The sequence below is a fragment of the Legionella cardiaca genome, assembly GCF_029026145.1.
Classification (GTDB): Bacteria; Pseudomonadota; Gammaproteobacteria; order Legionellales; family Legionellaceae; genus Tatlockia; species Tatlockia cardiaca.
Window position 1 is genome coordinate 2588212 of sequence record NZ_CP119078.1, and the last position, 24627, is coordinate 2612838.

Genomic DNA, 24627 nt, shown 5'->3' on the forward strand with positions numbered 1-24627 from the left:
ATTAGTCCCTCAATATAATGGCAAATTTTTCATTAAGCCTCTTGATTATAGCACTGATTATTGTATTGATCTCTGTATCAACCATTGTTCGTTTATCATCCTGCAAAGTAAGAGCAATTGCCAGACTTTTTTTATCTTCAGGAATAGATTCCCCTGTATAGACATCAAACACATCAAAAGACTTCAAGTGTTCGCTCTCGACTATTTCGCGCACCACATTCTCTATCTGTGCAGCACTGACTTCATTACTTACTAACAATGACAAATCACGTCGTATCTGAGGGAATTTTGAAATTTGTTGATATCGCGGTGATGTTTGATTCAGCAACGTGTTTAAGCGAAGCTCAAATAACACAACCTCATCATGAATATCGAGTGCATCAGCAATTCTTGGGTGGAGTACACCACACCAGCCTGCGTCTTGAGAATCGATTGTAATTTGTGCCGATTTACCAGGGTGTAGCGCGGGATGTTGTGCCGTTTGAAAATTAACATCTTTTAATTGCAAGTGTGAGAAAAGGGCCTGCAAATCGCCTTTTAAATCATAAAAATCAAATTTGCCTGCCTTCTCGCCCCAATTCAGCGTTCCATGTTCTCCTGTTAGCAAACCTGCAATAGAGGGATGCTCTTTTAACGTTCCATCTTGCAGATCAAAAATGACGCCCATTTCAAAAAATTTAATTGCTGTCTGCTGGCGGTGCACATTATAAATCATTGAAGCTAATAACCCTGGCCACATACCTGCACGCATTTGAGATAATTCAGAGGAAATAGGATTTAACAACTGCATTGTTGGCACATCAGGATAAAGCGTCTCTTGTAACTCAGGATCAACAAAACTATAGCTAATTGTTTCGTGATAGCCTCGTGAAATAAATAGCTGAGAAATACGAGAGCTTAGTGATTCAAGAGGATTAATTGTTCCTGCCTGTACTTGCGCAACCATGGTGCTTCCAGGGAGTTCATCGTAACCGTATAGACGGGCTATTTCTTCGACTAAATCAACATCAAGACTAATATCAAAGCGATGTGAGGGGGTAATAACTTGCCAGATAGCAGCACTTTTATCAACTTGCATACCTAAAGCTTCAAGCATGGCAGCCATTTTATCCTCTGCAACTTGTAAACCAGTAACTTGCTCTACTCGCGCAGGGTTAAATGAAATTTTATTTTGCTGGGGTAGTGCTTCTAGTTTAGTAACCACACTAATAGGACCAGCAACACCACCAACGATTTCCAGCAATAAGACTGTTGCTCTTTCCAAAGCCAGAACTTGTAATTGCGGATCGACTCCACGTTCAAAACGCTGAGAAGAGTCCGTACACAAGCCATAACTTCTGGCGACTCCAGCAATAGTGGTGGGATTAAAAAAGGCACTCTCAAGAAAAACATCTGTTGTATTCTCTTGAACAGCGCTATCCTCCCCTCCCATAATACCTGCCATAGCAAGTGATTTCTCTTTGTCTGCAATAACTAACACGCGCTCATTTAAATTAACTTCTTGCCCATCCAGAAGGGTCAATGTTTCCTCTGCTTTAGCAAAACGTACAACTATCTCGCCACGCAGTGCTTTTAAATCAAAGGCATGCATAGGCTGACCAAGCTCAAGCATGACATAATTGGTAACATCAACGACAGGATGTATGGGGCGAATACCTGCACGGCGTAACCGTTCAATCATCCAAACCGGCGTGCACGCCTCAGGATTAATATTACGAATAATTCGACCACTGTATTGTGGGCAAGCCTCAGAAGCTTGTATCTTAATTGTCAGAGATTCATCAATAGCCGGTTGTACTTTTTCCTGAGGAACTTTTTTAAGCGTAGATTGAGTAATTGCGGCTATTTCTCGAGCAACACCTAATACACTAAAGCAATCAGCCCTATTAGGTGTTAAATCAATATCAAAAACCCAATCATTTAACGTAAGGTATGCTCTTAAATCAGTACCAATAGGGGCATTTTCATCTAACTCCATAATGCCATCGGACTGCTCTGCTAAACCTAACTCTGACATTGAGCACAACATGCCTTGCGATAACTCGCCTCGTAAGGTTGATTCTTTGATGACAAAATCACCGGGTAAATGGGCCCCGATTTGGGCTAGCGCTACTTTTAAACCAGCTCGAACATTTGCAGCACCACATACCACCTTTAAAAGCTGGTCAGTTCCTACATTTACTTCACACAAAGTTAACTTATCCGCCTGCGGATGTGGTTTCGTGTTAATAACTTGGGCAACAAGGACACCATTAAATTCACCAGCAACGGGATTTACGGCATCAACTTCCAAACCCGACATGGTTAAGAGTGCAGCCAATTGCTGTTCATCTAAAGAAGGATTGACCCATTCACGTAACCACAATTCACTAACTTTCATTGTCACACCTGTCTAATATCAAGAGACTAATCGGTAACAGGAGTTTGTCTCCATAAAACATTCCCGCTTATTTAACGATAGTGTCTATCTATGTTTTATCTTCGGATTCGTCATCTTTGAAATATACAAGCCGATTAGCATTACTAATCATCGGATGCAAAGACAACGAAATTTATTAACTATTAACAGTCTTTCATCTAAAACTGTTTTAAAAAGGTTACATCATTTTCAAACATCATGCGTAAATCATCAATGCCAAAGTAAAGCATAGCGAGCCTGTCCATGCCCATACCAAAAGCCCAACCTTGATATTCTTCAGGAGAAATATTAACGGCTTTTAACACGTTAGGATGAACCATGCCACAACCTAATACTTCCAACCATCCAGTAAATTTGCAAGAACGACATCCTTTACCAAAACATTGAGTACACTCTATGTCAACTTCAGCAGAGGGCTCCGTGAAGGGAAAATAAGAAGGTCTAAAACGCAAGGCGAGCTGTCGACCAAAAAAATGCGCAAAGAAATCTTGTAATAAACCCTTTAGATCAGAAAGCGTTGCCCGTTTGTCAATTAGCAAACCTTCTACCTGGTGAAACATCGGTGTATGGGTTACGTCTGAATCGCAACGGTAGACACGACCCGGAGCGATCAAGCGTAAAGGGGGTGTCCGATTTTCCATAATACGAATCTGTACCGGCGATGTATGTGTACGTAACAGATGGCCATCTCCGAAATAGAATGTATCGTGCATTGCTCTTGCCGGATGATGAGAGGGAATATTCAAAGCTTCAAAATTGTAAAACTCTGTCTCTATTTCTGGACCAGTTACAATGTCAAAACCTAAGCGGCTAAAATAATCTGTAATTTGTTGCTTAACTTGTGTTACAGGATGCAAAGAACCAGATTTAGTCTGACGTCCAGGCAGAGTCACATCAATCCGTTCTGCGTCAAGTTTCTTCTGAAGCTGCGCTTCTTTCAGTTGTAACATTTTTTCTTCAATCAAGGCGCTAATTTCGCGTTTGGCTTGATTAACGAGTTGCCCGACCTTGGGTTTCTCTTCCGCCGACAAATCAGCCAATCCTTTCAGGATTTCTGTCAATTGCCCTTTTTTACCTAAATAATCAACTCGGATTGCTTCCAGGATGGGAATATCTTGGGCTTTTGCAATGGCATCGGCAGCTTGTTGCTGCAATAGGATGATATCTTGCATGATCTAAACCTACATGTAAAAAGGGAGGCTACAGCCTCCCTTGTTAGGGCTGCAACAAATCTTTAACTGAAAAAACTATGCTTTTCACCCATCTACTTACCATAGGTAGCATGCACGTTTAACTTCAGATTTGGGATTTGCTAAAGCCCTTAGTTATCACGACAATAATTATTATGCAAGTGCTGCTTTTGCTTTTTCAGCTACTGCTGCAAAAGCAGGTTTATCGTACACTGCCATATCTGCCAGTACTTTACGATCCAGCTCGATTGCAGCCTTCTTCAAACCAGCAATCAAACGGCTATAGGATAAACCACACTCACGAGCTTGAGCATTAATACGAGTAATCCACAATGCACGGAATTGGCGCTTTTTCTGACGTCGGTCACGATAAGCGTATTGACCTGCCTTGATAACAGCTTGTTTGGCTACACGATATGTCCGACTACGGGCACCGTAATAACCTTTTGCTTGATCTAAAATCTTCTTATGACGTGCTTTGGCCGTCACACCACGTTTAACTCTTGGCATTCTTCATCCTCCCCTTAACTACCGTGCAACATACGTCTTGCTAAACGAGCATCGCACTCTTTCAACGTACCGCATTCAACTCGCAGTTGACGCTTTTGTTTACTCGTCTTCTTGGTGAGGATATGGTTTCTATAAGCGCCACGACGCTTAATAGCACCACTTGCTGTCTTACGGAAGCGCTTAGTCGCTCCACGATGTGACTTTAATTTAGGCATAACATATTACTCCGCATTTGTTCTGCTACTGATAATTTTGTAGCTATTCATTGACCATGAGGCCATTGTGCAACTACTTACTTTTTCTTAGGAGCCAAAACCATCAATAATTGGCGACCCTCACGTTTCGCCTGCTGCTCAACCACAGCATATTCAGCCGTATCTTGCAGTAAGCGCTCCATAATTTTCATACCAATTTCTTGGTGAGCCATTTCCCGCCCGCGGAAGCGTAGCGTTACTTTGACCTTGTCTCCATGATTTAGGAAACGAATCAGGTTGCGTAGCTTGACCTGATAATCCCCATCTTCCGTCGTGGGACGGAATTTCAACTCTTTGACTTGAATTTGCTTTTGCTTTTTCTTTGCTTCAGCTTGTTTTTTACTCAACTCAAAAAGAAATTTACCATAATCCATGATGCGACATACAGGAGGCTTTGCTGTTGGTGAAATTTCAACCAAGTCATAACCACCCTCTTCCGCTGCACGCAAGGCTTCTCGCGTTGATACAATTCCCACCTGGTTGCCATCGACATCAATTAAGCGTACTTCAGGTACATTGATCTGTTCATTCACTCGCGCGCGATCATTATCACGCTTATTTGATGCAGTAATAGCTCAATCCTCCAAATCGGTTAAGTGTTCTTTGCGTCAATTTCGCGGCGCAAAGTATCGCAAATAGTATCAATCGTCATTACCCCTAAGTCCGTTCCTTCGCGAGTACGTACTGCTACTGAATTATTTTCGACCTCTTTATCGCCAATAACCAGCAAATAGGGAACTTTTTGCAAAGTATGCTCGCGGATTTTAAAGCCAATCTTCTCATTTCTCAAGTCAAAATTTGCACGAATACCTTGCTTTTGCAAAATTTGTGTTACTTTTGCGGCAAAATCATGCTGTTTATCACTAATAGTGAGTACCATAACCTGGATTGGTGCCAACCATAATGGAAAACGTCCGGCATAATGTTCTATTAAAATTCCCATAAATCGCTCGAACGAACCTAAAATGGCACGATGTAACATTACTGGTGTTTTTCGGCTACCATCTTCAGCGACATATTGCGCCTCAAGCCTTTCAGGCATAGAAAAATCAACTTGTATTGTCCCACACTGCCAAATTCGGCCTAAGCTGTCCGCCAAAGAGCATTCTATTTTAGGACCATAAAAGGCACCTTCGCCGGGAGCATCAACCCATTCAATCCCTCTTCCAAGCATAGCTTGTTTTAAAGCTTCTTCCGCTTTATTCCAAACCATATCACTACCGACACGCTTTTCCGGGCGCAAAGCTAGACGATATTTTATCTGATTAAAGCCAAAGTCAGCATAAACAGATTGTACTAATTCTAGCATCATTGCCACTTCAGACTGGATTTGCTCTTCCGTACAAAAAATATGGGCGTCATCTTGAACCATATTACGTACGCGCATTAAGCCGTGCAAAGAACCGGACGGTTCGCAGCGATGACAATTACCAAATTCCGATAGTCGCATTGGCAACTCACGGTAGCTGCGTAATCCTTGATTATAAACTTGAATATGACAGGGACAGTTCATTGGTTTTACAGCATATTCGCGATTCTCTGTTTCCGTTACAAACATTTCATCACGGAAATTAGCCCAATGACCTGATTTTTCCCATAAAACTTTATCCACCAATTGGGGTGTTTTAATTTCCTGATAACCGAAATCAACTAATCGACCACGCATGTATTGTTCCAGGATTTGATAAACTGTCCAACCTTTTGGATGCCAAAAGACCATGCCAGGAGCAATCTCTTGAAAATGGAAAAGGTCCAATGCCTTGCCTAGTTTACGATGATCGCGCTTTTCAGCCTCCTCTAAGCGATGAAGATAGGCCCCTAGTGATTTTTTATCAAGCCAGGCAGTACCATAAATACGCTGTAGCATTTCATTTTTAGCATCACCACGCCAATAAGCGCCAGCCAACTTTGTTAATTTAAATGCTTTTAAATAGCCTGTAGAGGGAACATGAGGCCCACGACAGAGATCTTCAAACTCACCTTGCTTATAGAGAGATAGCACCTCATCTTTAGGAATATCAGCAATAATTTTTGCTTTATATTCTTCACCTATGCTCCGAAAATAAGCAATTGCTTCATCACGTGGTAATTCGCGACGTGAAACTGGGTAGTCGGCTTTAGCCAGCTCATACATTTTGGCTTCAATTTGCTCTAAATCTTCTGGTGTGAATGATCTTGCAAAAGCAAAATCATAATAAAATCCATCTTCGATGACAGGGCCAATTGTTACTTGCGCGCTAGGAAATAATTGTTTAACAGCTTGTGCTAATAAATGAGCAGTAGAATGACGTATTATTTCCAGACTATCTTCTTCTTGTTTTTCAGTAACTATCACCAAATCACAATCGCCGTGAATCACGTAACTGGTATCCACTAACTTGCCATCGATCTTGCCGGCTAAAGCGGCTTTGGCTAACCCTGGACTGATACCGTGAGCAACATCATGAACCGATATTGAGTGCTCAAAATGTCTTACGCTTCCATCAGGCAATTTAATGTTTGGCATATTATTTCTATCCTCAGGCCGATAAAATTTATCAATAATAGTTGCAATGGCTATTGATGGCTAGCCTATAAACCTAGAAAAAAATTAATTCCTTTCTTCGCAGAAAAAAAAACCCTGCCAAGCAGGGTTTAATCTGGTAGGCACGAGTGGGATCGAACCACCGACCACCACCATGTCAAGGTGGTGCTCTACCACTGAGCTACGTGCCTATTATTCGCTCTATTTCAAAGAATAGGGGTTGATTATATAGAAGCGCTGGTTACAAAGCAATGTTTTAATAGGCATTATTAGCAAAACCCGCACTGCCAAGTGCTGCGGAGTAATGACAAAATACAAACAAACCTTCTTATTGAACCAAACTGGTAATTAATTAACCTGAGCATATTTATCATGCTTAATTTTCAAAGAAAGGCTTGAAGGAGGGAATTCTTCAAGCCATAAATTTGCGAGGTTAGCCGCTATGGGCTTACCACTTCTTCCGTGCGGATTCTGGATTGCCCACTGCTCCATCAGAGACTTTCCAGATTCCGTTGTGAGATTGAAACTTTTTCCATGTGTTTCACGCTCATTATTAATATTTTCATTATAAATGTCAACTATTAATTTCCAATAGAAACCTAAAGTTTCGTCATATTATAAATTGTTTACAATAATCAGTGTGATTTGTTAAACTTTGGATTAGTTTTTATTTCGGGCATCCTCTATGGAAAAAGTTGACTTGACAAAACAATTTGCTTGTCGCCTTCGAGATGCCATGCTAAAAGCAGGATTTAATTCACAACGCTCTACCTCCGGAGTGAGCATTCACAAGTTAGCTGAGATTACAGGATACTCAGTCCAAATTTGTCGAAAATACCTGCGTGGCGAAGCAATTCCCGAACCGGTTAAATTAGTAGAAATTGCAGCAATGCTCCATGTTTCACCGGGATGGTTACTGTTTGGTGATAGTCACAATGATTCCAACCAAGGGCTTCATAAAATTACAATTTCTAAGAATTTATTACATTATGTTTTCACGCGAGCAGCTAATCTATATAATGTCTCCCGCTTGGAAGAGGAAGTGCCAGATTTTCTTTTGGATTTGATTAGCAATGTTAGTCAAATTAATGCCGATGAGGAGCAATCGAAACAAATTATCGATTTGGCCCTGGCCTCTATTAAACATTTTCGTTCTTAACATGGAATAAAATCGGATTATTCATGGAAAAAAGTTGGGCACAAGTCACTCCTCATCCTAAGTTTTTGGAGTTACTTTTTACATTCAGAACCAAACTATTTACTATTTTCGGAGATGTTCTTGGGCTTCATGGAATAACTCATATTGCAATTACCCGGATAAATAATCAGGGTGAACTGCTCACATTTTCATCAACACCCGCTTTGGAATTTAATCTATTTAAAAATAATCTTTGGCAGTTTGATAGGACTTATGACCCAGCCTGGTTTCAAAATCGCACTCAAAGTGAATGGTCAAAACTTTACAACCCAGAGCGTTATGACGAACTTTATTATATTAAGCAAATTAAACATCAATATCTTTTGGGTTATTCATTGAGTACCCAACTTAATAACAACTTTTTCATCTACTCTCTGGCAAGTAATCAAAATTGTACTAACACACGCACGATATATGAAAATCATTTTGATGATTTTTATAAGATCGGTGACTATTGCAGCCATCAACTAACCTCTCTCTTTCACATGAGCGAAAATTAACACATCTCTAATTTGAAGAATTCATTTTCATTGTCTATGCTTTAAAACCAAGCTGAAGAAATGGAATTCAAGGTAAATAGATTAGTTCAGGGAGGAGTTCATGAATAAACTAATACCCTTTAAAATTGCGGTGGTGTTGGGCTGTGTTAGTTTGGCTTTAGTTGCCTTTGCTCACAGCAATCATATTATTTCTCACCCAATCGCACCCACTCATAACGTTCAGACGCATCCAACTAAAACCATGCCACTAAGTGATAATGAAATAAAGGATGAGATGCGATCAACTTTAGGAAATTCAATGAGCAATGTTAAGATGAAGGTTTCTCATGGTACTATTTATTTGGCAGGTCAATTAGACTCGCTCGCTGATTACGAGAAAATTATTACTCTTGCTGAGTCAACCCAAGGTGTTAAAGATGTTAACGTGGAACAATTGATAGTCAAAGATAACCCACAATCATTAAAAGATTTATCCCTCACAGCAAAAGTAAGAGGAACTTTGATTCGCGAAGATATCCTGGATAAAGATATCCCTTCCTGGACCCTTAACGTTGAAACTAAAAATGAGCAGGTCTATTTATCAGGGCAGGTACTTTCTAGCAAGCAGAAAAAATCCATTATAAGAGTGGCCAAATCAATTAAAGGAGTTCAACAAGTACATGACAAAATGATAATTGTCTCTAGTCATGCAAAGAAAGCTTAATTTTATTACGCTGTGTCATTAACTTAAGCAACTAAATGCTAAATAGAGGTATGCACAAAGTCAGTATAAATCTCTGGCTCTCAATGGAGCCAGATTCAGTAAGCGAAATGGCTTGTTAAACAATCACTGTATCTGGATTAATTTCGCTGAAAGTAGCATGTGAGTTGCTTCGTTGATCAACGATGTGACAATAATTTTGACGCTTTAGGGGATCTTTCTCTTTGGCGCATAACTCTTGAAAAGTATCCAAGGATTTGTCGCTTTCTACATTAGCAGCGAACGATAATAGAGGCATTAAACAACCTATCAGTATTGCTAATTTTTTCATTCAAAGACCCTTCTAGTTAGTTTGGACTTAAAATCATTTAAAGCAAACATTCTTAAGGCTCAATGTAGTGTGCACTAAAATTTTAAAAATTTAAACTACTAAATGCTTTTTTCTTTAAATGATAGATATTTCAACGATATTGAATGAGAAATGCTTATCTTAAGACATCTTCCTCACGCTTCATCGACGGCAAATTATACACAATAATAAATTTTTTCACAAATTTAGCGGTTTTCCATTTGTTCGCAGGCGGCGGATTTCTATAACTTCTCTCTTCTTCGTTAAATTTTGTAACTTTCCAATTAAAATTCAAATCGATTTAATAGTTTTAATAATTTCTTAATAAAAGATTGATATGTTCCTCACAATTTAGCAACCTGCGATTAGAGGGATACATGTCAAAATCATTAAAGCAGTTTCAGCAAAGTTATCAAAACTTTGTTAACTACAATGTAGAATTAACGGCCAATTTGGCGAAATCTCATCTCATTTTATTTTTAAATGTTAATATGGAAAAACCTGATTTTTCAGAAACCTGTTGGGCTACTTTGGATAATAAGACACTGGCCGAATTTAAAGCATTATCAATATATGCGCAAATTAATAAAACTTTAATGCCACTACTCTATCCAGAAGTCTCCTTCGAACCAGGGAAAGCAATTCCTATTGACGTATTGCTGAACCCTCGTAAACTAACCCCACTCCAACTTTCACAAGCATTTGATGCTATCAAAGATATTACAGAAAATGCGCTTCAGGAAACCATCGCGAATAGAACTTGTACTGAGGTCCTCTTAAATCTTTTAAAAACCTGTGTGAATTTTTTAATTACCTTAGTAACCTTTGGACAAAAGCAAGATACGTTTAAATCAAGTACTTTCCACTTGGAAAAAATTAAAAAAATTCAAGAAGACATGCATACTATTCTGGAAAAACTGAATGAGGACGAGAAAAAAGTAGAACTCGACAAACCAGAGGTCCCAACCGCATATACTTCCCAAGTGTTCACGATTTAGCAGAATATTAAAATAAAACTATAGATATGAGGTATGACCTCATATCTACTTATCGTTCAGTTATTACTAATTAAATTTTCCTACTCTAAGACCCATTCCTGGCATCAAAATAAACAAATCACTCAAGCGCAGATTGAACCAATCTACGCTTTTACTGGATGAGCTATTTGATAATTTAAATTTTCAATGACGCTGTGATGTAAGGACCATCTACAGAGAAACTGTCGGTGGTCTTGAGTAAGCTTTGTAAAAACATCGCGCCGGTAACAATTCCCAGTGAGCCAGGAACATAAGTTGATGCGCTATAATTTTGTATTGCATTCACATAAATGGAAGCCATATACCCTGCTTCTATCGCGAACACTTTGTCGTCAACATATTGTCGGGAATATTTAAGACCCAATTTTAGATCCAGAGCGGGTACCACTTGCACAAAGCTCTTGTGTGTGATGGATTGATGATTTACAGGAATTCCGGCGGCCGCCAAAACACTTCCTGAACCAACAGTTTTTACAGATGGTTTTTGGTTGCCAATGAATAAATTTCCAGCGACTAACCCTACCATATTAATGTCATGCCATCCTTGATATTCACCATCCATCCCTAAACGCAAACCTGCCGCGTTGTAAGTAGACTTGTTGGTAATACCAAACTGGAAAGGACCAAGAATTGGATCAGTTCCTGAAAAATTGGCAATTATTTGTTGCTCTAACCAAAGGCCACTCACTCCTGCAAAAAATCGGCCTTTAAGATTTGGATCAAAATTTACATGTTTGCCAATTTCAGCATTAAACACGTCATAATTAGTTTTCAATTGGCCATTTGCAGAACTAACTGGGCCAGCATCGGGGCCAACATTCCAGAGAGGTCCAGTCATTTGTTGCGCAGGCGGCGGATTTCTATTAACTGGAAAGGTCGATTTATCGGAGGTGTGTAAATGCGTCCAATAAAGATTAAGATCCGTACCAGAGTTTGGAAAAACATAACGATAATTAAGTAAAAATCCTGCACTTAGATCAGGGTGTATTCCCTTAGTCTCCCAATTTGGGGAAAGAATGGGAGTCGCTACACTCGGCGAAAATGGACTCACTAAAACTGCATAATCGTTACTTCCACCCGGACGTAAAAAAACTGCGCCAGCAGTAAATTCATTTGATGCAGGTAAATTGGGAACGTACACAGCAAAATTATTATTAACCTCTCCCATTACACCTGCTGTGGCCTGATTTAAAGAAGTTATTAATACACTGCAAATAGCGAAAGAAACTGCCTTTTTCTTCAACATATATACTCCATATAAAAGCTAAATTGCGTAACCTAAAACGTCAGTCGATGTTTAGGACACAGCACTCTAACTATGAAATTGTTATAAATCAATTAGTTTATTGAATCGTATGTACCTCCCAAAGAACTTGTGCCTCGTCACAGCTCCCTTATCAGGTTTTATTGAACCCTGAAAGAAGACCGATATAACTTTTAGGCATTGCAAAAAAACACTTTGCATACCAAAATATAACCATGTTGACTCAATATTGATCTCCATGACTTACGAATACCAGCGGTCAGATTTTACTTGTAATAACCCTGAATATTTTATGGCGGTATGCCAGTATAAAACACACTCTTATGTGATGGTGGGTGTTCGAGATTCTAAAACCGGAGAACAACTAATTCTTAACAGTATCGGACGCAAAGGTGGTTTTTTCGGTACTAATTTAACAAATGAACTAATGCCCAATAGGGAACAATCGATTGGTATACAGGCATTTACCATTACAAAAGACCAATATGGTGAATTTGTTCATTTTTTAGAGGAAATGCTAAAAGTTGGGAAATCTAATGCCACTGTTTTGGCAGTCCCTTCAGAATGGCTACCGAATGAAAAACCTAACGATAATAACGATAACGTAAGTTTTTCATGGGTCAATTTAAAGCCCACGGGATTTATCACTAAATCAGAAAAAGGCGACGTCTATGATGCAAGTAAAATTCAACAGGGCATTGCTTTAAATAACAACTGCAGAACTACTGCTAAATATTTAACTAAAACGACAATGACTGCTGAGTCTCTGCCTAATGTTCCATCATTTTATCGCAGCTCACTACCTTTTAAAGCGATTTTATCGCAAGGTAAAATCAGTACACCATTGTTTATTTATCCTCCACCTCCACCCGCAATACAAGATCCTGAGATGAAAAAACAATGGGAAGTTTTAAAAAAAATCTACGCAAGAATAGACAAAATTGCAAAATCAAGTTCTGATGACAATTCAAAAAGCTCACATGAGAAATTTAACTCTCTTAAAGGCCTTTATCAGACACAATACAATAAACTGGTAGGTAAACAATCAAGTTTAAAAGAATTAATGGACGATATAAATCAATATGTTTTGCAGGAAAAATCCGTTATTGATGATAAAAGAAGTTTTATGGGGCGCTTTTTTAAATTTAAAACAGCTACAAGAAAAATGTTCAATGAGATCCAAGAGGAATGCTCAAAAATAAAACCAAAATAATCATTAGCAGATTGCGGCCCATTAGATAAATAGTTTTAATATCCAGCACAGTCAAGACTTGTTTCACACAAATTTAGCCTATGATTCATTAAGCATGCTTTAACAAAAGAAATAGAATTTCGCTGCATTGCTCTTTGTCCGTATCACGCCGTTTTTTGCGCTAATAAAAAACCAAACAAACCAGGAATCTGTCTTCCAGACTCATCCTTCTTATGTAGGTGACCTACCGTTTCTTTGTATTCCAAAATAGACCAACCGCTATCTTGATAGACATGATAGAGTTCTTCCTGCTGCGGAAGATATGTGAAAAAATCTGGGAACTCATAATGTTCTGATTGGACTGGGAATACCAAAAAATGATAACCATTTTTTTTGGTAATCTCTTGCAGTTCGGCTAATAAAGAGGGAATACGAGACGCATTTAAAAACTGCAATGAGACAGTAGCTAAGACTAAATCATATTGTACCAGCTCAAGTGGCAAAGGCTGATTTAGATTGTGTAATACGGTATTAACTCCCACCAAGGCTTCTTGTTGAACTATATCATGAATCCTATCCAGCGCAGGTTGATACTCATCAATTCCAGTAACTCGATGTCCCATTTTTGCCAAATACAACAAATTTCTACCCGATCCACAGCCAACATCAAGAATTGTTAAGTCTCGCAAATGGCGTAAATAAGTCTGATAAGCATAGACTACGTCGCCATGCACAGCACCTACTCCATATTTTTTGTTAAAATAACGCGTGGATACGCAATAAAATTCAAGATTGGCTTTAAATACTTTACTAACAGGAATAATTTTGTGCCACGATGCTGGAGGAACAAGTAATTGCGGATATTTTTGATCAAGCCTGACTCGTGATCGTTCCTCCCCCTGACCATTAAGAAATACAAAATCAATTTCCCCTTGTTGCAAGAAAAGCTTGCCCCACGTTCCCTCTTTTGTACTGTGTTTTTCAAGAAAAAATTTCAGCTTTCCTTGGCTGTCAATTTCTATTTGTTTGTAACACAACAATCCATTGTCCTCTGCATTCATGATATAGCTTTATTCCTTGATTTTTTTCATTATTGACTTTGATTAATAAGCTCGAACGGATAGCCAAATCCAGGATTCATTATTTATGGATAGCAGGTCAAGCAAACTACCTTCATTTAAAGCTTATTAAGCTTTGTTTGCTCCTGTGCTGCAATAATGATACCGGTGATATTACGCAAATCATTAATAATAGAAAGGTAAGGTTTATTGGTCATTGAGATTAATCCAATATTCTTGGTCGGTGTAATCTGCACATGAGTAGTCACTCCATCTACCCAACCGTTTTTAACCAATTGGAGGGGCAATCCCTTAGCCGGAAAACTTACATGCCAACCAAGCGCCATTGCATCATCACCAAACTCCAGTGAATTATCGAATTCAGCTTGATAGATATAGCTTGCGTGAGCCAGAGTGGTTGTCTCTTTTATACGCGAATCCTGACTTAATTGATAGGCAGTAAATTTTAACATATCAGGCATAGTTGAATAGAGACCACCACTGGGTTGTTCAAAACGAAACTCCCAATCTTTTTTGATTAAATCGTCATTTATCCAATAACTCGCGACTTCACGCTTAATCTGCTCGGGGGAAGGTTTTACTGTGGTATCTTTGAGATTTAAAGGTGCTGCTATCAATTGTTGCAACAAACCTGCAAAATCAGTCCCTCTTTTTTTTGCGAGTAATTGCCCTAATAAACCAAAACCCAAATTGGAGTACTGATAATGAGTGCCAGGTTTATATTCGGGGGTATACGAATCATACCATTTGACAAACTCTGGCATTTCATAAGGAATATTAACTTGATAATCATTATTCTCAGGGAGAGTAGGTAACATTCTGGGGAAACCAGCGCTGTGAGTTGCCAAATCCAGTAAGGTTATTGGATTATCACTTTTTTTCCCATTTTCCAGCAATTCGTCAATTGACGTATTCAATCTTACCTGCCCTTGATTCACCATTTCTACCAACATCTGTGTAGTAAAGACTTTTGAAACAGAGCCAATTGGCCAGACCGTATCCATTTGCGGACGTTTATTATTCCCTTTAGCTGTTTCCCCACAGCTAATCACCGCTTCCTCTTCTCCTGAAATAATACCCAACAACACTCCGGGAGCAACATGTTGCTCAAAAATAGCAGTTTGGACATAGTTCTTAATTTTCTCTATAGGCAGTGTTTTAATGTTTTTTTCACTAAGCAATTGACACTCAGGACTGGCATTAGTTAGGAAGGGGATAGCGAAAAGAAAACTGGTTATTGCTTTTTTAAACATAGAACTCTCCTTAGAAAACATCTATATGGTATCGTCAAGTGTCTTTGTGTACAAATCAGAAGTTTTAGCGGACCTAGAAGAAGTAGGTAGTAGCGTTAATGGGCCAAATCGACTTACCCCCTGGAATATCGCTCTTTTTACCAGGGTTCATCCGGAACTGTTTATTCTATTGCAAATAGAATCAAGGCAATAACTGCAAAAATCATTCCTAAGGTTTGCTTGAAAGTAATCTCTTGTTTTAGAAAAACCATACAAAGAATCAAGGTGACTAAAGGGTACATTGAGGTAATTAAAACCACTGGCATGGCTGGCCCTTTACGCAAGGCAATAATAAAGAAAATACAGGCGATGCCATTTGCTAAACCATTGAGAAAACCATAAGCGCTTCCTCGTGGAGAGAGCTCTAACCTAAAATTAAGCAAGATTAAAGCAAGAATACCTGCAATCAAAACACCTAAACTGGAATAAAACGTAATAGACAATGGGTTAATAAAACTGGATGCTCTAGTGCCCCAGTATCCCCAAGCTCCATAGAGAAATAAAGCAACAAGAGAAGGATAATACCAAGAACTAAAGTTCATTTTAGCTCCCTGTCATTTGCACATGCCCAACGTTGACTCAAACATCACCTTTAAGATTACACTGTCTAGGGTTTGCACAGCATAACTGGGTGTTTGTTAAAATGAAACTCCTTGCTTTAAATTTTTCATACACAATAACAGCCACGATCAGTTATTAGGCCATATTAAAAATTTTAGAAATCATCTATACTCGTTGACTTGCAACTTAACAAGGACGATAACATGTATAAAAAATTAGTAGGACTTCTTTTATTGACACTTTCCTTTTCTTTTAGCCAAGCCCTATTTGCTGATGACTCTGTTTGCAGGCAAGGACTGAAAAAAATGGTTGAATCCTTAAAGCTTACTGATGATCAAAAGGGTAAAATTCAGCCAATCCTTGATCAACTCAAATCAACCATGAAAGAAAATGGCTCACAGATGGAAGGGCTAGAATCTCAAATGCGTGAACAAGCTAATTCTTCAACGATGAATCAAGATACAGTAAATGGTTTAGTCGATAAGAAAACTGCTCTAATCGGTAATATGATGAAAGCTCGCTTAAATGCTGAAAATCAAATTTTTGCCATCCTCACTCCAGAACAAAAAACGAAGCTGCAAGCAATGATGAAAACTGCAGAGAAAAAAATGGCAGATGCCTTTAAAAGCTGTCATGACGTAGACTAATACATTGAACCGGAGCAATCTATGCTCCGGTTCAAAACCTTCTTATAGAACCCTCTTACCGTCCCTCAAGTAGAGTATGTCCTAAGCGAGAAGTAATTTTTCATTGGAGGGCTCCTTTTCTTCTTGGAATTCTTCTTCAGCGACTCCTTCAATTCTTGCTTCAGGAAGTTCTTCTTTAATCGTTTCTTTTTTTCCAAATAACCAATTACTGAAAGTAGGTAATCGCGACGTAAGCTGTTGGGTTCCCCAATTAAATAAAGAACCTAATTTATTAGTTAAACCATTGGTAATTCCTGCGGCCTCCTTTCCTAAAAATGTACCCATGGAGACTCCAGCAAAGGTGGAGATCAAAAATGCCGCTAGGTATATTCCTCTTATTAATGCAGCTTCATCCCCATAGGATTCATATAAAGTCATAAAAAGACTGGCTATCGATGTCAGAGTTTTTATTACATGAATATATTCAACCCCACTATTGGAATATAATCGACTGGTAAATTCTATAAGAGCAAGGCTATTTACCACACTTGAGCCAGTATCATTCAAATAGGCAGATGTAAGGGTAGAAGCTAACATTGAGTAGTTAGCAGCAGCATTCTCACTAATGTTTAAAAATTTTACGTTCATCAAAAAAGAAGAAAGTGCTTGCTCAGTAGATCCATTTAAAAAACCTAAAAACATGGATGTAAAATAACGTTCCATGGAAAATTCGGGAAACTGATATAAGGTTGCACAAACTTGACTATCCATAGGTCCTGGTATCACAGCAAAGGTTTCGTTTAAGCAATATTTTTCTGTGAAACAGTGATTTTCAGCGGTTTGCAAAAGAAAATTATATCCCATGACCGAACAACCTAATCCCTCGGGAATAGTTTTTATGAGCTTGTTAACACTCTCCACGTTATGTGTGTGGTTTAGACCTAGTCCATGCCCAATTTCATGATGAACTGTCCTTTTATTTACGGCTGTTTTAATAGTGGATGGTAAGCAGATCAAAACCTGTTTAAAGTAATTTTGCGCGTCCCTAATAGACTGTGTGACTCCATTTACTTGCTCCATCTGTTCACAACCAATGAAAATGATCCCTGGTTCATCCACGCCTAGCTTGGACTTGTATTTAAATTCAATAAGATTCGCACAGGCGGAAACCCAGTTATTTAAGGACTCTACAACCGTTTGCTGCTCGGTGACAGCTAACGCTTGCATGGTCATTTTTTTATAATCTGTTTTCAAACTATTTGTTAGAACTTCTGGAGCGGAGTTGATATCAAATGTATAAGGAATAGTTGTTACCTCAGCATGACGCTCTCGAGGCCATATGCCATAAACGAGGTGTGTAAACTCTTCCCAAGTAATAGTACAGAGCGTTTCTAATTTTGCTTTCATGAAATAAGAGCTGAGAGTATAAAATGCTCGCATTTTATACTCTCAGCCTTAAGCAGGTATTAAGTATTATTTTAATAAGCTATTTTTCAAGTTAATACAACGATATGAGTGGTGTGAAATCAATATGTCAACATTCCGCTTATGCACCGAATTATAAGAGCTATGGAATGATTTAGTAGGGCTAGAACCGGACAAACTCAAAACAATGTTCTAGCACTTGGCGATTTGGCAAAATACTTTTAGTTAGCGACCTTATTTTCCAACCATATCCCTGATTATTGCAATCTTATTGTGAGCTTCAATAAATTGACTGAGCAATAATATCAAATCACCACAGTAAAAATTTAATTTCGCATTAATTGCTTGAATACTTGCTTGGCGATCCGTTTAAGCGGTACTTTGTTTGTATTAGTTAGAATGATAATACTGACATGCTTATCTATATGTCGAACTATCCAGCTACTGTATCCCCTAATCGCGCCATTTTTTTCCGCTACTAATTGCTCATTCACATAAGAAACTTGCCATCCTAATGACCAGGCCCAATTTTTTTGACCAGCAGGTTCACCATTTTTTAAAAAAACTGGACTCCACATTTGACGATAACTGGATGGGGTTAAAATTTTTCCAGCAGACATTGCTGCATCCCATTTTGCCATATCGCTGATATTGGAAACGATACCTCCTGAACTCCACATCTGTAACCACGGTCTCTTGTTAGGATTAGGAATTGGATCTTGTAAATTGGCTCGATAGCCGGTTGCCAAGCCTTGAGGGAATAAAACATCGGGAAAATCTGTATTAGTCATTTTTAAGGGAGCAAAAATAGTTTGATTTAAGTAAGCTGGTAAACGTTGATGACTAACATTTTCAATTACTCGCCCCAAAACAATATAGCCAAAATTGTTATATTGTACCGAAGTACCAGGAGAAAATTGCATCGGTTTACTGGCCATAACACGCCATATTTTATTCCAGGGTAAATGAGGCCCTTGATGCTGAGGGATGCCGCTTGAATGGGAGAGCAATTGCCGAATAGTCACCGCTTGCCATTGTTTTGGTGCCAGCGGAATATATTTTAAGACCGACTCGTCAAGATTAACTTTTCCTTCCTGGACAAGTGTCATTAGCGCAAATGCCGTGATTACCTTAGAGACTGAACCAATAGCGAATAACGTTTGGTTATTAACAGGTTGATTTGCTTGCACATCAGCATAACCATAACCTTTTAACAACAAAGGCTCACCGTCTTTTAATATGGCTAAAGCTAATCCAGGGATAGCATATTGTTGCATATTGGTGGTAATAACTTTATCAACCCGCTGCTTTAGGGTTGGTAGCGCTGCACTATGAAGCCATGTCCACGGTAATAATGAACAGAGTATTGAAATCAGATAATATTTTTTTTCATACATAAGTTTTTCCATGATAATTCTCATTAAATACAGTAAATTTATGTATTTGGGAATGACTATATACTGTCTTTTACAAACTTTTTTAAAAAATCCAATTCAATTTAGACTCTTAATAATGAACTATAATAAGGGCAAGAATAGTGCAGGATTAAATCTATGACTACTTTTATAGCTCGTTTTTCCACAATCTTTGCTGACAATGAAAAGCCTTTATTTCCGGCTATTGATGGTTTTAAAGACTTCCAGTACAAAAGACCCATTCAGCAGATGGAGCTTCAAGGTGACCTAGACCCCAAAAAAAGTAATTCCGACTTAGCCATTACGGGTCAAAAAGCTATTATCCTTCATTCTGATGCCGTTATTTTAAAACTTGATAATTCCAAGCGTATGCATTTAGAACAATTTTTAGAGCGAGTAGAACCAGAACTTTCCACAAAACCATTCTTATTATTAATATCGAAAGGCAATCCAGAAATGGAACAAATAAAGCAATTTGTAGAGGAATATAATAAGAATAAAGGAACAAATATTGCTCTTAGTACTCATGACGACCCAAAAACCATAGAACGGTGGTTTAAGCGGCTTAGAACTGATTTCAGTTATATTCGTATTAATTACAACAATGATCCCCATAAGTTTCATTTTTTTAAAGCCTCCATTAATCCCCAAAAGAATTTTGAATTTTTAAAGCCCGAAGATCTTAATCTCACAGGGAATGCGCTAAAATACCGTATTTTAGGCCGTTTAAAAGAAGCTATTGAACAAGCTAAAGATGAAGAAACCTTTACAGAACTTTGCAATAAAATTAAAAGCTCTCCTGAATATGACATTATAAAAACAGGACAGGGTATCATGACTAGAATTCGCGGCTTAGAAACGGACTCTCATAAAGCATTAATAAGCATGCTAAAAACAAGAGCGAATGACCTGGAGCTTGGCGATGATGTTGTTGATACTCTTATGAGTGAAGAACCAGAATCCCGGCTTTCAGCAACATAACTCCATGCTTTTATTAAATAGTAATTTGATAGCCTATAAATATAGACTATCTTTTTAATGGATTGCTATTATCCTCAGAAATAGCATTCCACGTATTAAAATTTTTCTTTGATCACAGAAATCTTGTCGACACTGTCTTTAAACATGTCACGTAGCGCTTCAATCCCTTCTTGATTTACTTCTTTAAATTCCTTAGGAGACATATCATTTGCAATGACTGTCGTAACTAATTTTTGTATGCCATCGATTGCTTTTTGCACTTCCTTTGAGAGTGTTACCAGTTGTTCTCTGCGCTCATTAGAAGCCGTGTCTACAGCCGTCGCAATGGCCGCAATTTTTGCGTGAATTTCAGCCTGTAGCCCTTTTAGTTTTTGATCCAGACGCAGAATATTATCATGTGTTTCGCTATCTACTGTTTCTAAAAATGTAAACTCTTTATGTTCGTTAGTCATTACACTTACTCCCCACACCATTATTATAAGCCTAGCGTATTCAATTTACTTCGACAATGCGCTAAACAATGATATGATTGCGCTTTTTTAGCGCAATGCAAAATTTATGTTGTTACATTATCTCTTTATTATGGGTATTTGTGTAGAAGCAATCACAGGTGCTATTGCAGCGGGCAGAAAAAAAATGGATTTTTTTGGCGTTACGCTGATTGCTTGTATCGCTGCCTTGGGAGGAGGAACCGTTAGAGATGTGCTTTTTGATACTCATCCTCTAACTTGGGTAGCACATCCAGAATACTTGCTTTACACCTCTGGCTTCGCATTTTTGACTATTTTTATTGCACACTCGCTGGTCCGTGTTATGAAACTTTTTCTTATCCTTGATGCCTTGGGTTTATCAGCCTTTGTCATTATTGGGACACAAAAAGTTTTATCTAACGGTTACTCACCAGGCATAGCAATTCTAAGTGGGATGTTGACAGGAATCTGCGGTGGTATGTTACGTGATATTCTGTGTAATGATATTCCTCTTGTATTACGCAAAGAATTATATGCCGTGATTGCTTTAGCAGGAGCACTACTCTTTATTGTTTTAGGGCATTTTCACGTTGCAAAAAATATCAATGTTATCATTACGCTCATTGCTATTTTTACTGCCCGAGTCATCGCAATTTCTTACCAAATTGAGATGCCTAAATTTGATTATTTACAAAGCTTGCAGAAACGCCGTAAATAAGCATCAAGTAAAAAAGGCAGCGCTAAACGACTGCCTTAACTGACTGCTTATTCCACTTCACGAATTTCATGAATAACAACTTCTTCGACAGGCACATCAGCATGTCCCATACGTTGTCCAGTTTTGACCTTAACAATTGCATCAACGACATCCATACCCTCAACAACTTCTCCAAAAACGCAATAACCATAGCCTTGTGGATGCTCACCAGTAAAATTAAGAAAAGCATTGTCTGCAACGTTGATAAAAAACTGTGACGTGGCTGAATGAGGATCCATGGTGCGTGCCATAGCAATGGTGCCGCGCTTGTTTGGTTTGGCAGATTTAGCTTCATTTTTAATGGCAGGTTCAGTTGATTTTTGCGTCATGTCGCTAGTTAAACCGCCGCCTTGAATCATAAAACCATCGATCACGCGATGAAAAATCGTGTTGTTATAGAAACCACTTCTTACATAATTAAGAAAATTTTGCGCAGTAGCTGGTGTATTTTCTTCGTCTAGTTTTAAATGAATATCACCTTTTGAAGTAGCAATTACAATCATTAAAAATCTCCTGTATCTTTTAAATTAGGTCATAATTAGGTCGCGCATTTTAGCACAAACATCATGCATTACGTGGATATTATGTATGCTCGCCAATGCAGTGAATAAATTAGCTTTTTGTTTGCACAAATGGTGCAAAAAAGCACGGGAATAATGGGTGCAAGTATAACAGGTACAACTCGCCATAATTGGATTTAAGTCTTGTGCAAAGCACGCTTTTTTAATTTGAATGCGTTCATTCTCATATGGGCTTTCAAATTTTAACCAATTGCCGACTCTGACAACTTCGCCACAATATAGGGCGCCATGACGCGCATTACGCGTGGGCGCAACACAATCAAACATATCAACACCTTCTGCCACCACGTCAAGCAAATCCTGCGGAGACATCCCAACCCCCATGGTGTAGCGCGGTTTGTTTTCCGGTAAAAAAGATAAAACCCAACGAATCACTTCTACCGTTGTCCCCATGTTAAAACCGATTGTTTCCCCACCAATAGCGATACCATCCGTATTCATTGAAGAAATAAATTCAGCACTCTCACGACGTAAATCTTCATAGACCCCGCCTTGGATTATACCGAATAATGCCTGGGCTGCCCCATAACGCGAAGTGGGAAACTGTTGGTGATAGGCAATTGATTGTTTTAACCAACGATGAGTACGCGACATAATATGCTGCACCTCGTCCCGTGAACAATTGTCAGGAGTACATTGATCAAATGCCATAATAATATCTGCACCAATAATCTTTTGTGTCTCTAAAGACATTTCCGGTGTCATATGAATTAATCGCTGACTACCAGGCAATTTAAAATGAGCACCTTCCTCATCAATCACACAAATTTCTTTGTTTTTTGACAAACTAAATACCTGAAATCCGCCGCTGTCTGTTAGCATAGGCCCATGCCATCCCATAAATGGATGCATTCCGCCCGCTTCTTCAATAACATTCATGCCGGGAGCGCATAACATATGATAGGTATTCCCACCTAAAATAATCTGGCTACCAGCTTGTAGTAATTCATGAGGCATCATATTATTCACACCAGCTCGCGTACCTACTGGCATAAACGTTGGGGTCATAAAACTCCCATGCGGGGTAGTAACCCGGGTTACTCGGGCCTGAGTATCCGCATGATGCTTTATGATTTCACAATTGAATGGCTTGGTCATAACTTGATTTTGTTTAGCATAATGAGAGGCGATAATAGCCAAGTGGTTCTTTATTTACCAGTGGATTTATCAATTTGTCTTTTATTATAGTGGTTCATTGAGTCCTACCTGTAGAGGACTCTTTACCCAGGCGCAAATAAATCAATAAACCCGTCAAAAACATAAATAAGAAATATAACGCCGACCAGGCTGGCATCGTCAATCCAAGCCATTTCCAAGTAACCTCAGCACAATCACCTGCTCCCCAAAAAAGGGCATGTAGCACATCTTTCCAGGGAAAATAATGAATAAGAACTTCAAGCTCAGGCATACACGCAGGTGCTTGACCACTTGGCAAAGATTGTAACCAAAGTTGTCTGACGGCAAAAAACACCCCCCCGGCTGCGCCAAGAATTTGTAAAATTGCTAATATTTTACCTGTTTTTAAATAATTAGAGCACAGCCCTATTAAGCCTATTATTAATAATAAAAAGACACAAAATCGTTGCATCAGACATAAAGGGCAAGGCTGTAAGCCTTTCACATATTGAAAATAAAATGAGCTGACCAATACTATTAAACTGATCAAAACCAGCATTATTTGCCAGCGCTTATACGTTAACTTGTTCATGTTTGCGGCAACATGTATTGAATCGCATTTTTGATGTCTGCATCACTACAATCCATGCAGGTCCCTTTGGGTGGCATTGCATTTAATCCTTTAATGGCTGACGTAACTAAACCATCCAATTTTTTCGCGTCTAATCGTGCCTTCCAGTCTTCGGCTACACGAAATTTTGGGGCACCGGCAACGCCATCACGGTGGCAGACAACACAATATTTCTCATAAGTTGCCTTGCCCGGAGTTTCCTCTTTTTCAGCATTGGCTTTAGTTTCTTCTGGTACTGCTGTTGTTTTTGGTGCAGAAGTTTTTTGCTCTTGTAAACGTACCTGTCCTATTGGCTGAATGCGTTGTTCAATTTGCTGACGGTCAAAGTCTTCACTCGCATAACCATTTATTGAACCAATAAAAAGCAACATCAATACCCTAAAACGCATGACTTTACCTTTGTTCCTTTGCATTTAAAAATGATACCTACAAGCAGCGCGTATTTCTAGTTAGTCTTATGGATAATTTTTTTGACTTCTTTGCTATAAGGTAAATTTGACGTAGAAATTGACAATTCCTTGTTTAAAAAAATATTTTTCTTAAATAATGGCATAGC

At 38.6% G+C, this 24627-nt stretch carries 26 protein-coding genes and 1 tRNA gene; 8 read left to right on the forward strand and 19 right to left on the reverse strand.

The features are described from left to right. Position 1 precedes the first annotated feature (1 nt). The 7 genes from pheT to PXX05_RS11210 form a co-directional block, all read right to left on the reverse strand. On the reverse strand, positions 2 to 2380 hold the full coding sequence (gene pheT, locus PXX05_RS11180; RefSeq protein WP_275088298.1) for a phenylalanine--tRNA ligase subunit beta: 2379 nt from the start codon (positions 2378 to 2380) through the stop codon (positions 2 to 4). 197 nt (positions 2381 to 2577) lie between these two features. Next, the gene (gene pheS, locus PXX05_RS11185; protein WP_275088299.1) at positions 2578 to 3591 is read right to left on the reverse strand and encodes a phenylalanine--tRNA ligase subunit alpha; all 1014 of its coding nucleotides are present in this window, start codon (positions 3589 to 3591) and stop codon (positions 2578 to 2580) included. A 171-nt stretch (positions 3592 to 3762) separates the two neighbouring features. Next, positions 3763 to 4119 carry a 50S ribosomal protein L20 gene (gene rplT, locus PXX05_RS11190; protein WP_058441027.1) on the reverse strand — a complete coding sequence of 119 codons (357 nt, stop codon included), beginning with the start codon at positions 4117 to 4119 and terminating at the stop codon, positions 3763 to 3765. Positions 4120 to 4133: 14 nt separating this feature from the next. Continuing rightward, a complete protein-coding gene (rpmI, locus tag PXX05_RS11195; RefSeq protein ID WP_275088300.1) occupies positions 4134 to 4334 on the reverse strand; it encodes a 50S ribosomal protein L35 in 201 nt (66 codons plus the stop codon). A gap of 77 nt (positions 4335 to 4411) precedes the next feature. Then, positions 4412 to 4945: a translation initiation factor IF-3 gene (gene infC / locus PXX05_RS11200; protein ID WP_275090502.1), complete on the reverse strand. Its 534-nt coding sequence runs from the start codon at positions 4943 to 4945 to the stop codon at positions 4412 to 4414. 20 nt (positions 4946 to 4965) lie between these two features. Then, the gene (thrS, locus tag PXX05_RS11205) at positions 4966 to 6879 is read right to left on the reverse strand and encodes a threonine--tRNA ligase (protein WP_275088301.1); all 1914 of its coding nucleotides are present in this window, start codon (positions 6877 to 6879) and stop codon (positions 4966 to 4968) included. 134 nt (positions 6880 to 7013) lie between these two features. Beyond that, positions 7014 to 7088 (reverse strand) — tRNA-Val (locus PXX05_RS11210). A 494-nt stretch (positions 7089 to 7582) separates the two neighbouring features. On the opposite strand from PXX05_RS11210, the gene PXX05_RS11215 reads away from it, so the two are divergent. The 3 genes from PXX05_RS11215 (at position 7583) to PXX05_RS11225 (ending at position 9298) form a co-directional block, all read left to right on the forward strand. Beyond that, positions 7583 to 8056 (forward strand): helix-turn-helix domain-containing protein, encoded by a 474-nt coding sequence (locus PXX05_RS11215; RefSeq protein WP_275088302.1) that lies wholly within the window; start codon positions 7583 to 7585, stop codon positions 8054 to 8056. A gap of 23 nt (positions 8057 to 8079) precedes the next feature. Next, positions 8080 to 8595, forward strand: a complete 516-nt coding sequence (locus tag PXX05_RS11220; RefSeq protein WP_275088303.1) for a hypothetical protein — start codon at positions 8080 to 8082, stop codon at positions 8593 to 8595. 100 nt (positions 8596 to 8695) lie between these two features. After that, positions 8696 to 9298, forward strand: a complete 603-nt coding sequence (locus PXX05_RS11225) for a BON domain-containing protein (RefSeq protein WP_275088304.1) — start codon at positions 8696 to 8698, stop codon at positions 9296 to 9298. Positions 9299 to 9413: 115 nt separating this feature from the next. Here PXX05_RS11225 and PXX05_RS11230 read toward each other — a convergent pair whose 3' ends face one another. After that, on the reverse strand, positions 9414 to 9626 hold the full coding sequence (locus PXX05_RS11230) for a hypothetical protein (RefSeq protein ID WP_275088305.1): 213 nt from the start codon (positions 9624 to 9626) through the stop codon (positions 9414 to 9416). 395 nt (positions 9627 to 10021) lie between these two features. Here PXX05_RS11230 and PXX05_RS11235 point away from each other — a divergent pair, with 395 nt between their 5' ends. Next, the gene (locus PXX05_RS11235) at positions 10022 to 10642 is read left to right on the forward strand and encodes a hypothetical protein (RefSeq protein WP_275088306.1); all 621 of its coding nucleotides are present in this window, start codon (positions 10022 to 10024) and stop codon (positions 10640 to 10642) included. Positions 10643 to 10817: 175 nt separating this feature from the next. On the opposite strand, the gene PXX05_RS11240 is transcribed toward PXX05_RS11235, so the two are convergent. Beyond that, positions 10818 to 11927, reverse strand: coding sequence for an Lpg1974 family pore-forming outer membrane protein (locus PXX05_RS11240; RefSeq protein WP_275088307.1), 1110 nt, complete (start codon positions 11925 to 11927; stop codon positions 10818 to 10820). A gap of 256 nt (positions 11928 to 12183) precedes the next feature. Here PXX05_RS11240 and PXX05_RS11245 point away from each other — a divergent pair, with 256 nt between their 5' ends. Further along, the gene (locus tag PXX05_RS11245) at positions 12184 to 13158 is read left to right on the forward strand and encodes a hypothetical protein (RefSeq protein WP_275088308.1); all 975 of its coding nucleotides are present in this window, start codon (positions 12184 to 12186) and stop codon (positions 13156 to 13158) included. 143 nt (positions 13159 to 13301) lie between these two features. Here PXX05_RS11245 and tehB read toward each other — a convergent pair whose 3' ends face one another. From tehB to PXX05_RS11260, 3 genes are all read right to left on the reverse strand, one after another. Continuing rightward, positions 13302 to 14198, reverse strand: a complete 897-nt coding sequence (gene tehB / locus PXX05_RS11250) for an SAM-dependent methyltransferase TehB (protein ID WP_275088309.1) — start codon at positions 14196 to 14198, stop codon at positions 13302 to 13304. A gap of 116 nt (positions 14199 to 14314) precedes the next feature. Next, on the reverse strand, positions 14315 to 15469 hold the full coding sequence (locus PXX05_RS11255; RefSeq protein WP_275088310.1) for a serine hydrolase: 1155 nt from the start codon (positions 15467 to 15469) through the stop codon (positions 14315 to 14317). Positions 15470 to 15630: 161 nt separating this feature from the next. Beyond that, positions 15631 to 16050, reverse strand: a complete 420-nt coding sequence (locus PXX05_RS11260; protein WP_275088311.1) for an EamA family transporter — start codon at positions 16048 to 16050, stop codon at positions 15631 to 15633. Between the two features lie 222 nt (positions 16051 to 16272). Between PXX05_RS11260 and PXX05_RS11265 the strand changes: the two genes are divergently transcribed. Beyond that, entirely contained in the window at positions 16273 to 16716 is a 444-nt protein-coding gene (locus PXX05_RS11265; protein ID WP_275088312.1) for a Spy/CpxP family protein refolding chaperone, read from the forward strand. A gap of 81 nt (positions 16717 to 16797) precedes the next feature. Here the strand turns inward: PXX05_RS11265 and PXX05_RS11270 are convergent, their stop codons facing one another. Then, entirely contained in the window at positions 16798 to 18102 is a 1305-nt protein-coding gene (locus tag PXX05_RS11270; RefSeq protein ID WP_275088313.1) for a zinc metalloprotease, read from the reverse strand. Between the two features lie 344 nt (positions 18103 to 18446). Continuing rightward, positions 18447 to 19529, reverse strand: coding sequence for a serine hydrolase domain-containing protein (locus PXX05_RS11275; protein ID WP_275088314.1), 1083 nt, complete (start codon positions 19527 to 19529; stop codon positions 18447 to 18449). A 144-nt stretch (positions 19530 to 19673) separates the two neighbouring features. Here PXX05_RS11275 and PXX05_RS11280 point away from each other — a divergent pair, with 144 nt between their 5' ends. Beyond that, positions 19674 to 20516 carry a hypothetical protein gene (locus PXX05_RS11280; protein WP_275088315.1) on the forward strand — a complete coding sequence of 281 codons (843 nt, stop codon included), beginning with the start codon at positions 19674 to 19676 and terminating at the stop codon, positions 20514 to 20516. Positions 20517 to 20611: 95 nt separating this feature from the next. On the opposite strand, the gene PXX05_RS11285 is transcribed toward PXX05_RS11280, so the two are convergent. Continuing rightward, the gene (locus tag PXX05_RS11285; protein WP_275088316.1) at positions 20612 to 20968 is read right to left on the reverse strand and encodes a hypothetical protein; all 357 of its coding nucleotides are present in this window, start codon (positions 20966 to 20968) and stop codon (positions 20612 to 20614) included. A 106-nt stretch (positions 20969 to 21074) separates the two neighbouring features. On the opposite strand from PXX05_RS11285, the gene PXX05_RS11290 reads away from it, so the two are divergent. Beyond that, positions 21075 to 21704, forward strand: a complete 630-nt coding sequence (locus PXX05_RS11290; protein ID WP_275088317.1) for a trimeric intracellular cation channel family protein — start codon at positions 21075 to 21077, stop codon at positions 21702 to 21704. A 47-nt stretch (positions 21705 to 21751) separates the two neighbouring features. On the opposite strand, the gene PXX05_RS11295 is transcribed toward PXX05_RS11290, so the two are convergent. From PXX05_RS11295 to PXX05_RS11310, 4 genes are all read right to left on the reverse strand, one after another. After that, a complete protein-coding gene (locus tag PXX05_RS11295) occupies positions 21752 to 22246 on the reverse strand; it encodes a peptidylprolyl isomerase (RefSeq protein ID WP_275088318.1) in 495 nt (164 codons plus the stop codon). Between the two features lie 24 nt (positions 22247 to 22270). Then, complete coding sequence (gene tgt / locus PXX05_RS11300; protein WP_275090503.1) at positions 22271 to 23422, reverse strand: tRNA guanosine(34) transglycosylase Tgt; 1152 nt, start codon at positions 23420 to 23422, stop codon at positions 22271 to 22273. Positions 23423 to 23516: 94 nt separating this feature from the next. Then, positions 23517 to 24032 carry a disulfide bond formation protein B gene (locus PXX05_RS11305; protein WP_275088319.1) on the reverse strand — a complete coding sequence of 172 codons (516 nt, stop codon included), beginning with the start codon at positions 24030 to 24032 and terminating at the stop codon, positions 23517 to 23519. After that, the gene (locus PXX05_RS11310; RefSeq protein ID WP_275088320.1) at positions 24029 to 24460 is read right to left on the reverse strand and encodes a c-type cytochrome; all 432 of its coding nucleotides are present in this window, start codon (positions 24458 to 24460) and stop codon (positions 24029 to 24031) included. Before PXX05_RS11310 ends, PXX05_RS11305 begins: the two co-directional genes overlap by 4 nt. Positions 24461 to 24627: the final 167 nt, after the last annotated feature.

Bases quoted from the DNA above. Each gene is read 5' to 3' on its own strand.
- PXX05_RS11275 (WP_275088314.1), bottom strand. From the start codon at position 19,529: ATGGAAAAACTTATGTATGAAAAAAAATATTATCTGATTTCAATACTC.
- PXX05_RS11270 (WP_275088313.1), bottom strand. From the start codon at position 18,102: ATGAAAGCAAAATTAGAAACGCTCTGTACTATTACTTGGGAAGAGTTT.
- PXX05_RS11290 (WP_275088317.1), top strand. From the start codon at position 21,075: ATGTTGTTACATTATCTCTTTATTATGGGTATTTGTGTAGAAGCAATC.
- PXX05_RS11255 (WP_275088310.1), bottom strand. From the start codon at position 15,469: ATGTTTAAAAAAGCAATAACCAGTTTTCTTTTCGCTATCCCCTTCCTA.
- pheS (WP_275088299.1), bottom strand. From the start codon at position 3,591: ATGCAAGATATCATCCTATTGCAGCAACAAGCTGCCGATGCCATTGCA.
- PXX05_RS11245 (WP_275088308.1), top strand. From the start codon at position 12,184: ATGACTTACGAATACCAGCGGTCAGATTTTACTTGTAATAACCCTGAA.
- tgt (WP_275090503.1), bottom strand. From the start codon at position 23,422: ATGACCAAGCCATTCAATTGTGAAATCATAAAGCATCATGCGGATACT.
- PXX05_RS11260 (WP_275088311.1), bottom strand. From the start codon at position 16,050: ATGAACTTTAGTTCTTGGTATTATCCTTCTCTTGTTGCTTTATTTCTC.
- PXX05_RS11230 (WP_275088305.1), bottom strand. From the start codon at position 9,626: ATGAAAAAATTAGCAATACTGATAGGTTGTTTAATGCCTCTATTATCG.
- rpmI (WP_275088300.1), bottom strand. From the start codon at position 4,334: ATGCCTAAATTAAAGTCACATCGTGGAGCGACTAAGCGCTTCCGTAAG.
- PXX05_RS11280 (WP_275088315.1), top strand. From the start codon at position 19,674: ATGACTACTTTTATAGCTCGTTTTTCCACAATCTTTGCTGACAATGAA.
- tehB (WP_275088309.1), bottom strand. From the start codon at position 14,198: ATGAATGCAGAGGACAATGGATTGTTGTGTTACAAACAAATAGAAATT.
- PXX05_RS11235 (WP_275088306.1), top strand. From the start codon at position 10,022: ATGTCAAAATCATTAAAGCAGTTTCAGCAAAGTTATCAAAACTTTGTT.
- PXX05_RS11225 (WP_275088304.1), top strand. From the start codon at position 8,696: ATGAATAAACTAATACCCTTTAAAATTGCGGTGGTGTTGGGCTGTGTT.
- PXX05_RS11305 (WP_275088319.1), bottom strand. From the start codon at position 24,032: ATGAACAAGTTAACGTATAAGCGCTGGCAAATAATGCTGGTTTTGATC.
- PXX05_RS11220 (WP_275088303.1), top strand. From the start codon at position 8,080: ATGGAAAAAAGTTGGGCACAAGTCACTCCTCATCCTAAGTTTTTGGAG.
- PXX05_RS11240 (WP_275088307.1), bottom strand. From the start codon at position 11,927: ATGTTGAAGAAAAAGGCAGTTTCTTTCGCTATTTGCAGTGTATTAATA.
- PXX05_RS11265 (WP_275088312.1), top strand. From the start codon at position 16,273: ATGTATAAAAAATTAGTAGGACTTCTTTTATTGACACTTTCCTTTTCT.
- thrS (WP_275088301.1), bottom strand. From the start codon at position 6,879: ATGCCAAACATTAAATTGCCTGATGGAAGCGTAAGACATTTTGAGCAC.
- PXX05_RS11295 (WP_275088318.1), bottom strand. From the start codon at position 22,246: ATGATTGTAATTGCTACTTCAAAAGGTGATATTCATTTAAAACTAGAC.
- rplT (WP_058441027.1), bottom strand. From the start codon at position 4,119: ATGCCAAGAGTTAAACGTGGTGTGACGGCCAAAGCACGTCATAAGAAG.
- PXX05_RS11215 (WP_275088302.1), top strand. From the start codon at position 7,583: ATGGAAAAAGTTGACTTGACAAAACAATTTGCTTGTCGCCTTCGAGAT.
- PXX05_RS11310 (WP_275088320.1), bottom strand. From the start codon at position 24,460: ATGCGTTTTAGGGTATTGATGTTGCTTTTTATTGGTTCAATAAATGGT.
- pheT (WP_275088298.1), bottom strand. From the start codon at position 2,380: ATGAAAGTTAGTGAATTGTGGTTACGTGAATGGGTCAATCCTTCTTTA.
- PXX05_RS11285 (WP_275088316.1), bottom strand. From the start codon at position 20,968: ATGACTAACGAACATAAAGAGTTTACATTTTTAGAAACAGTAGATAGC.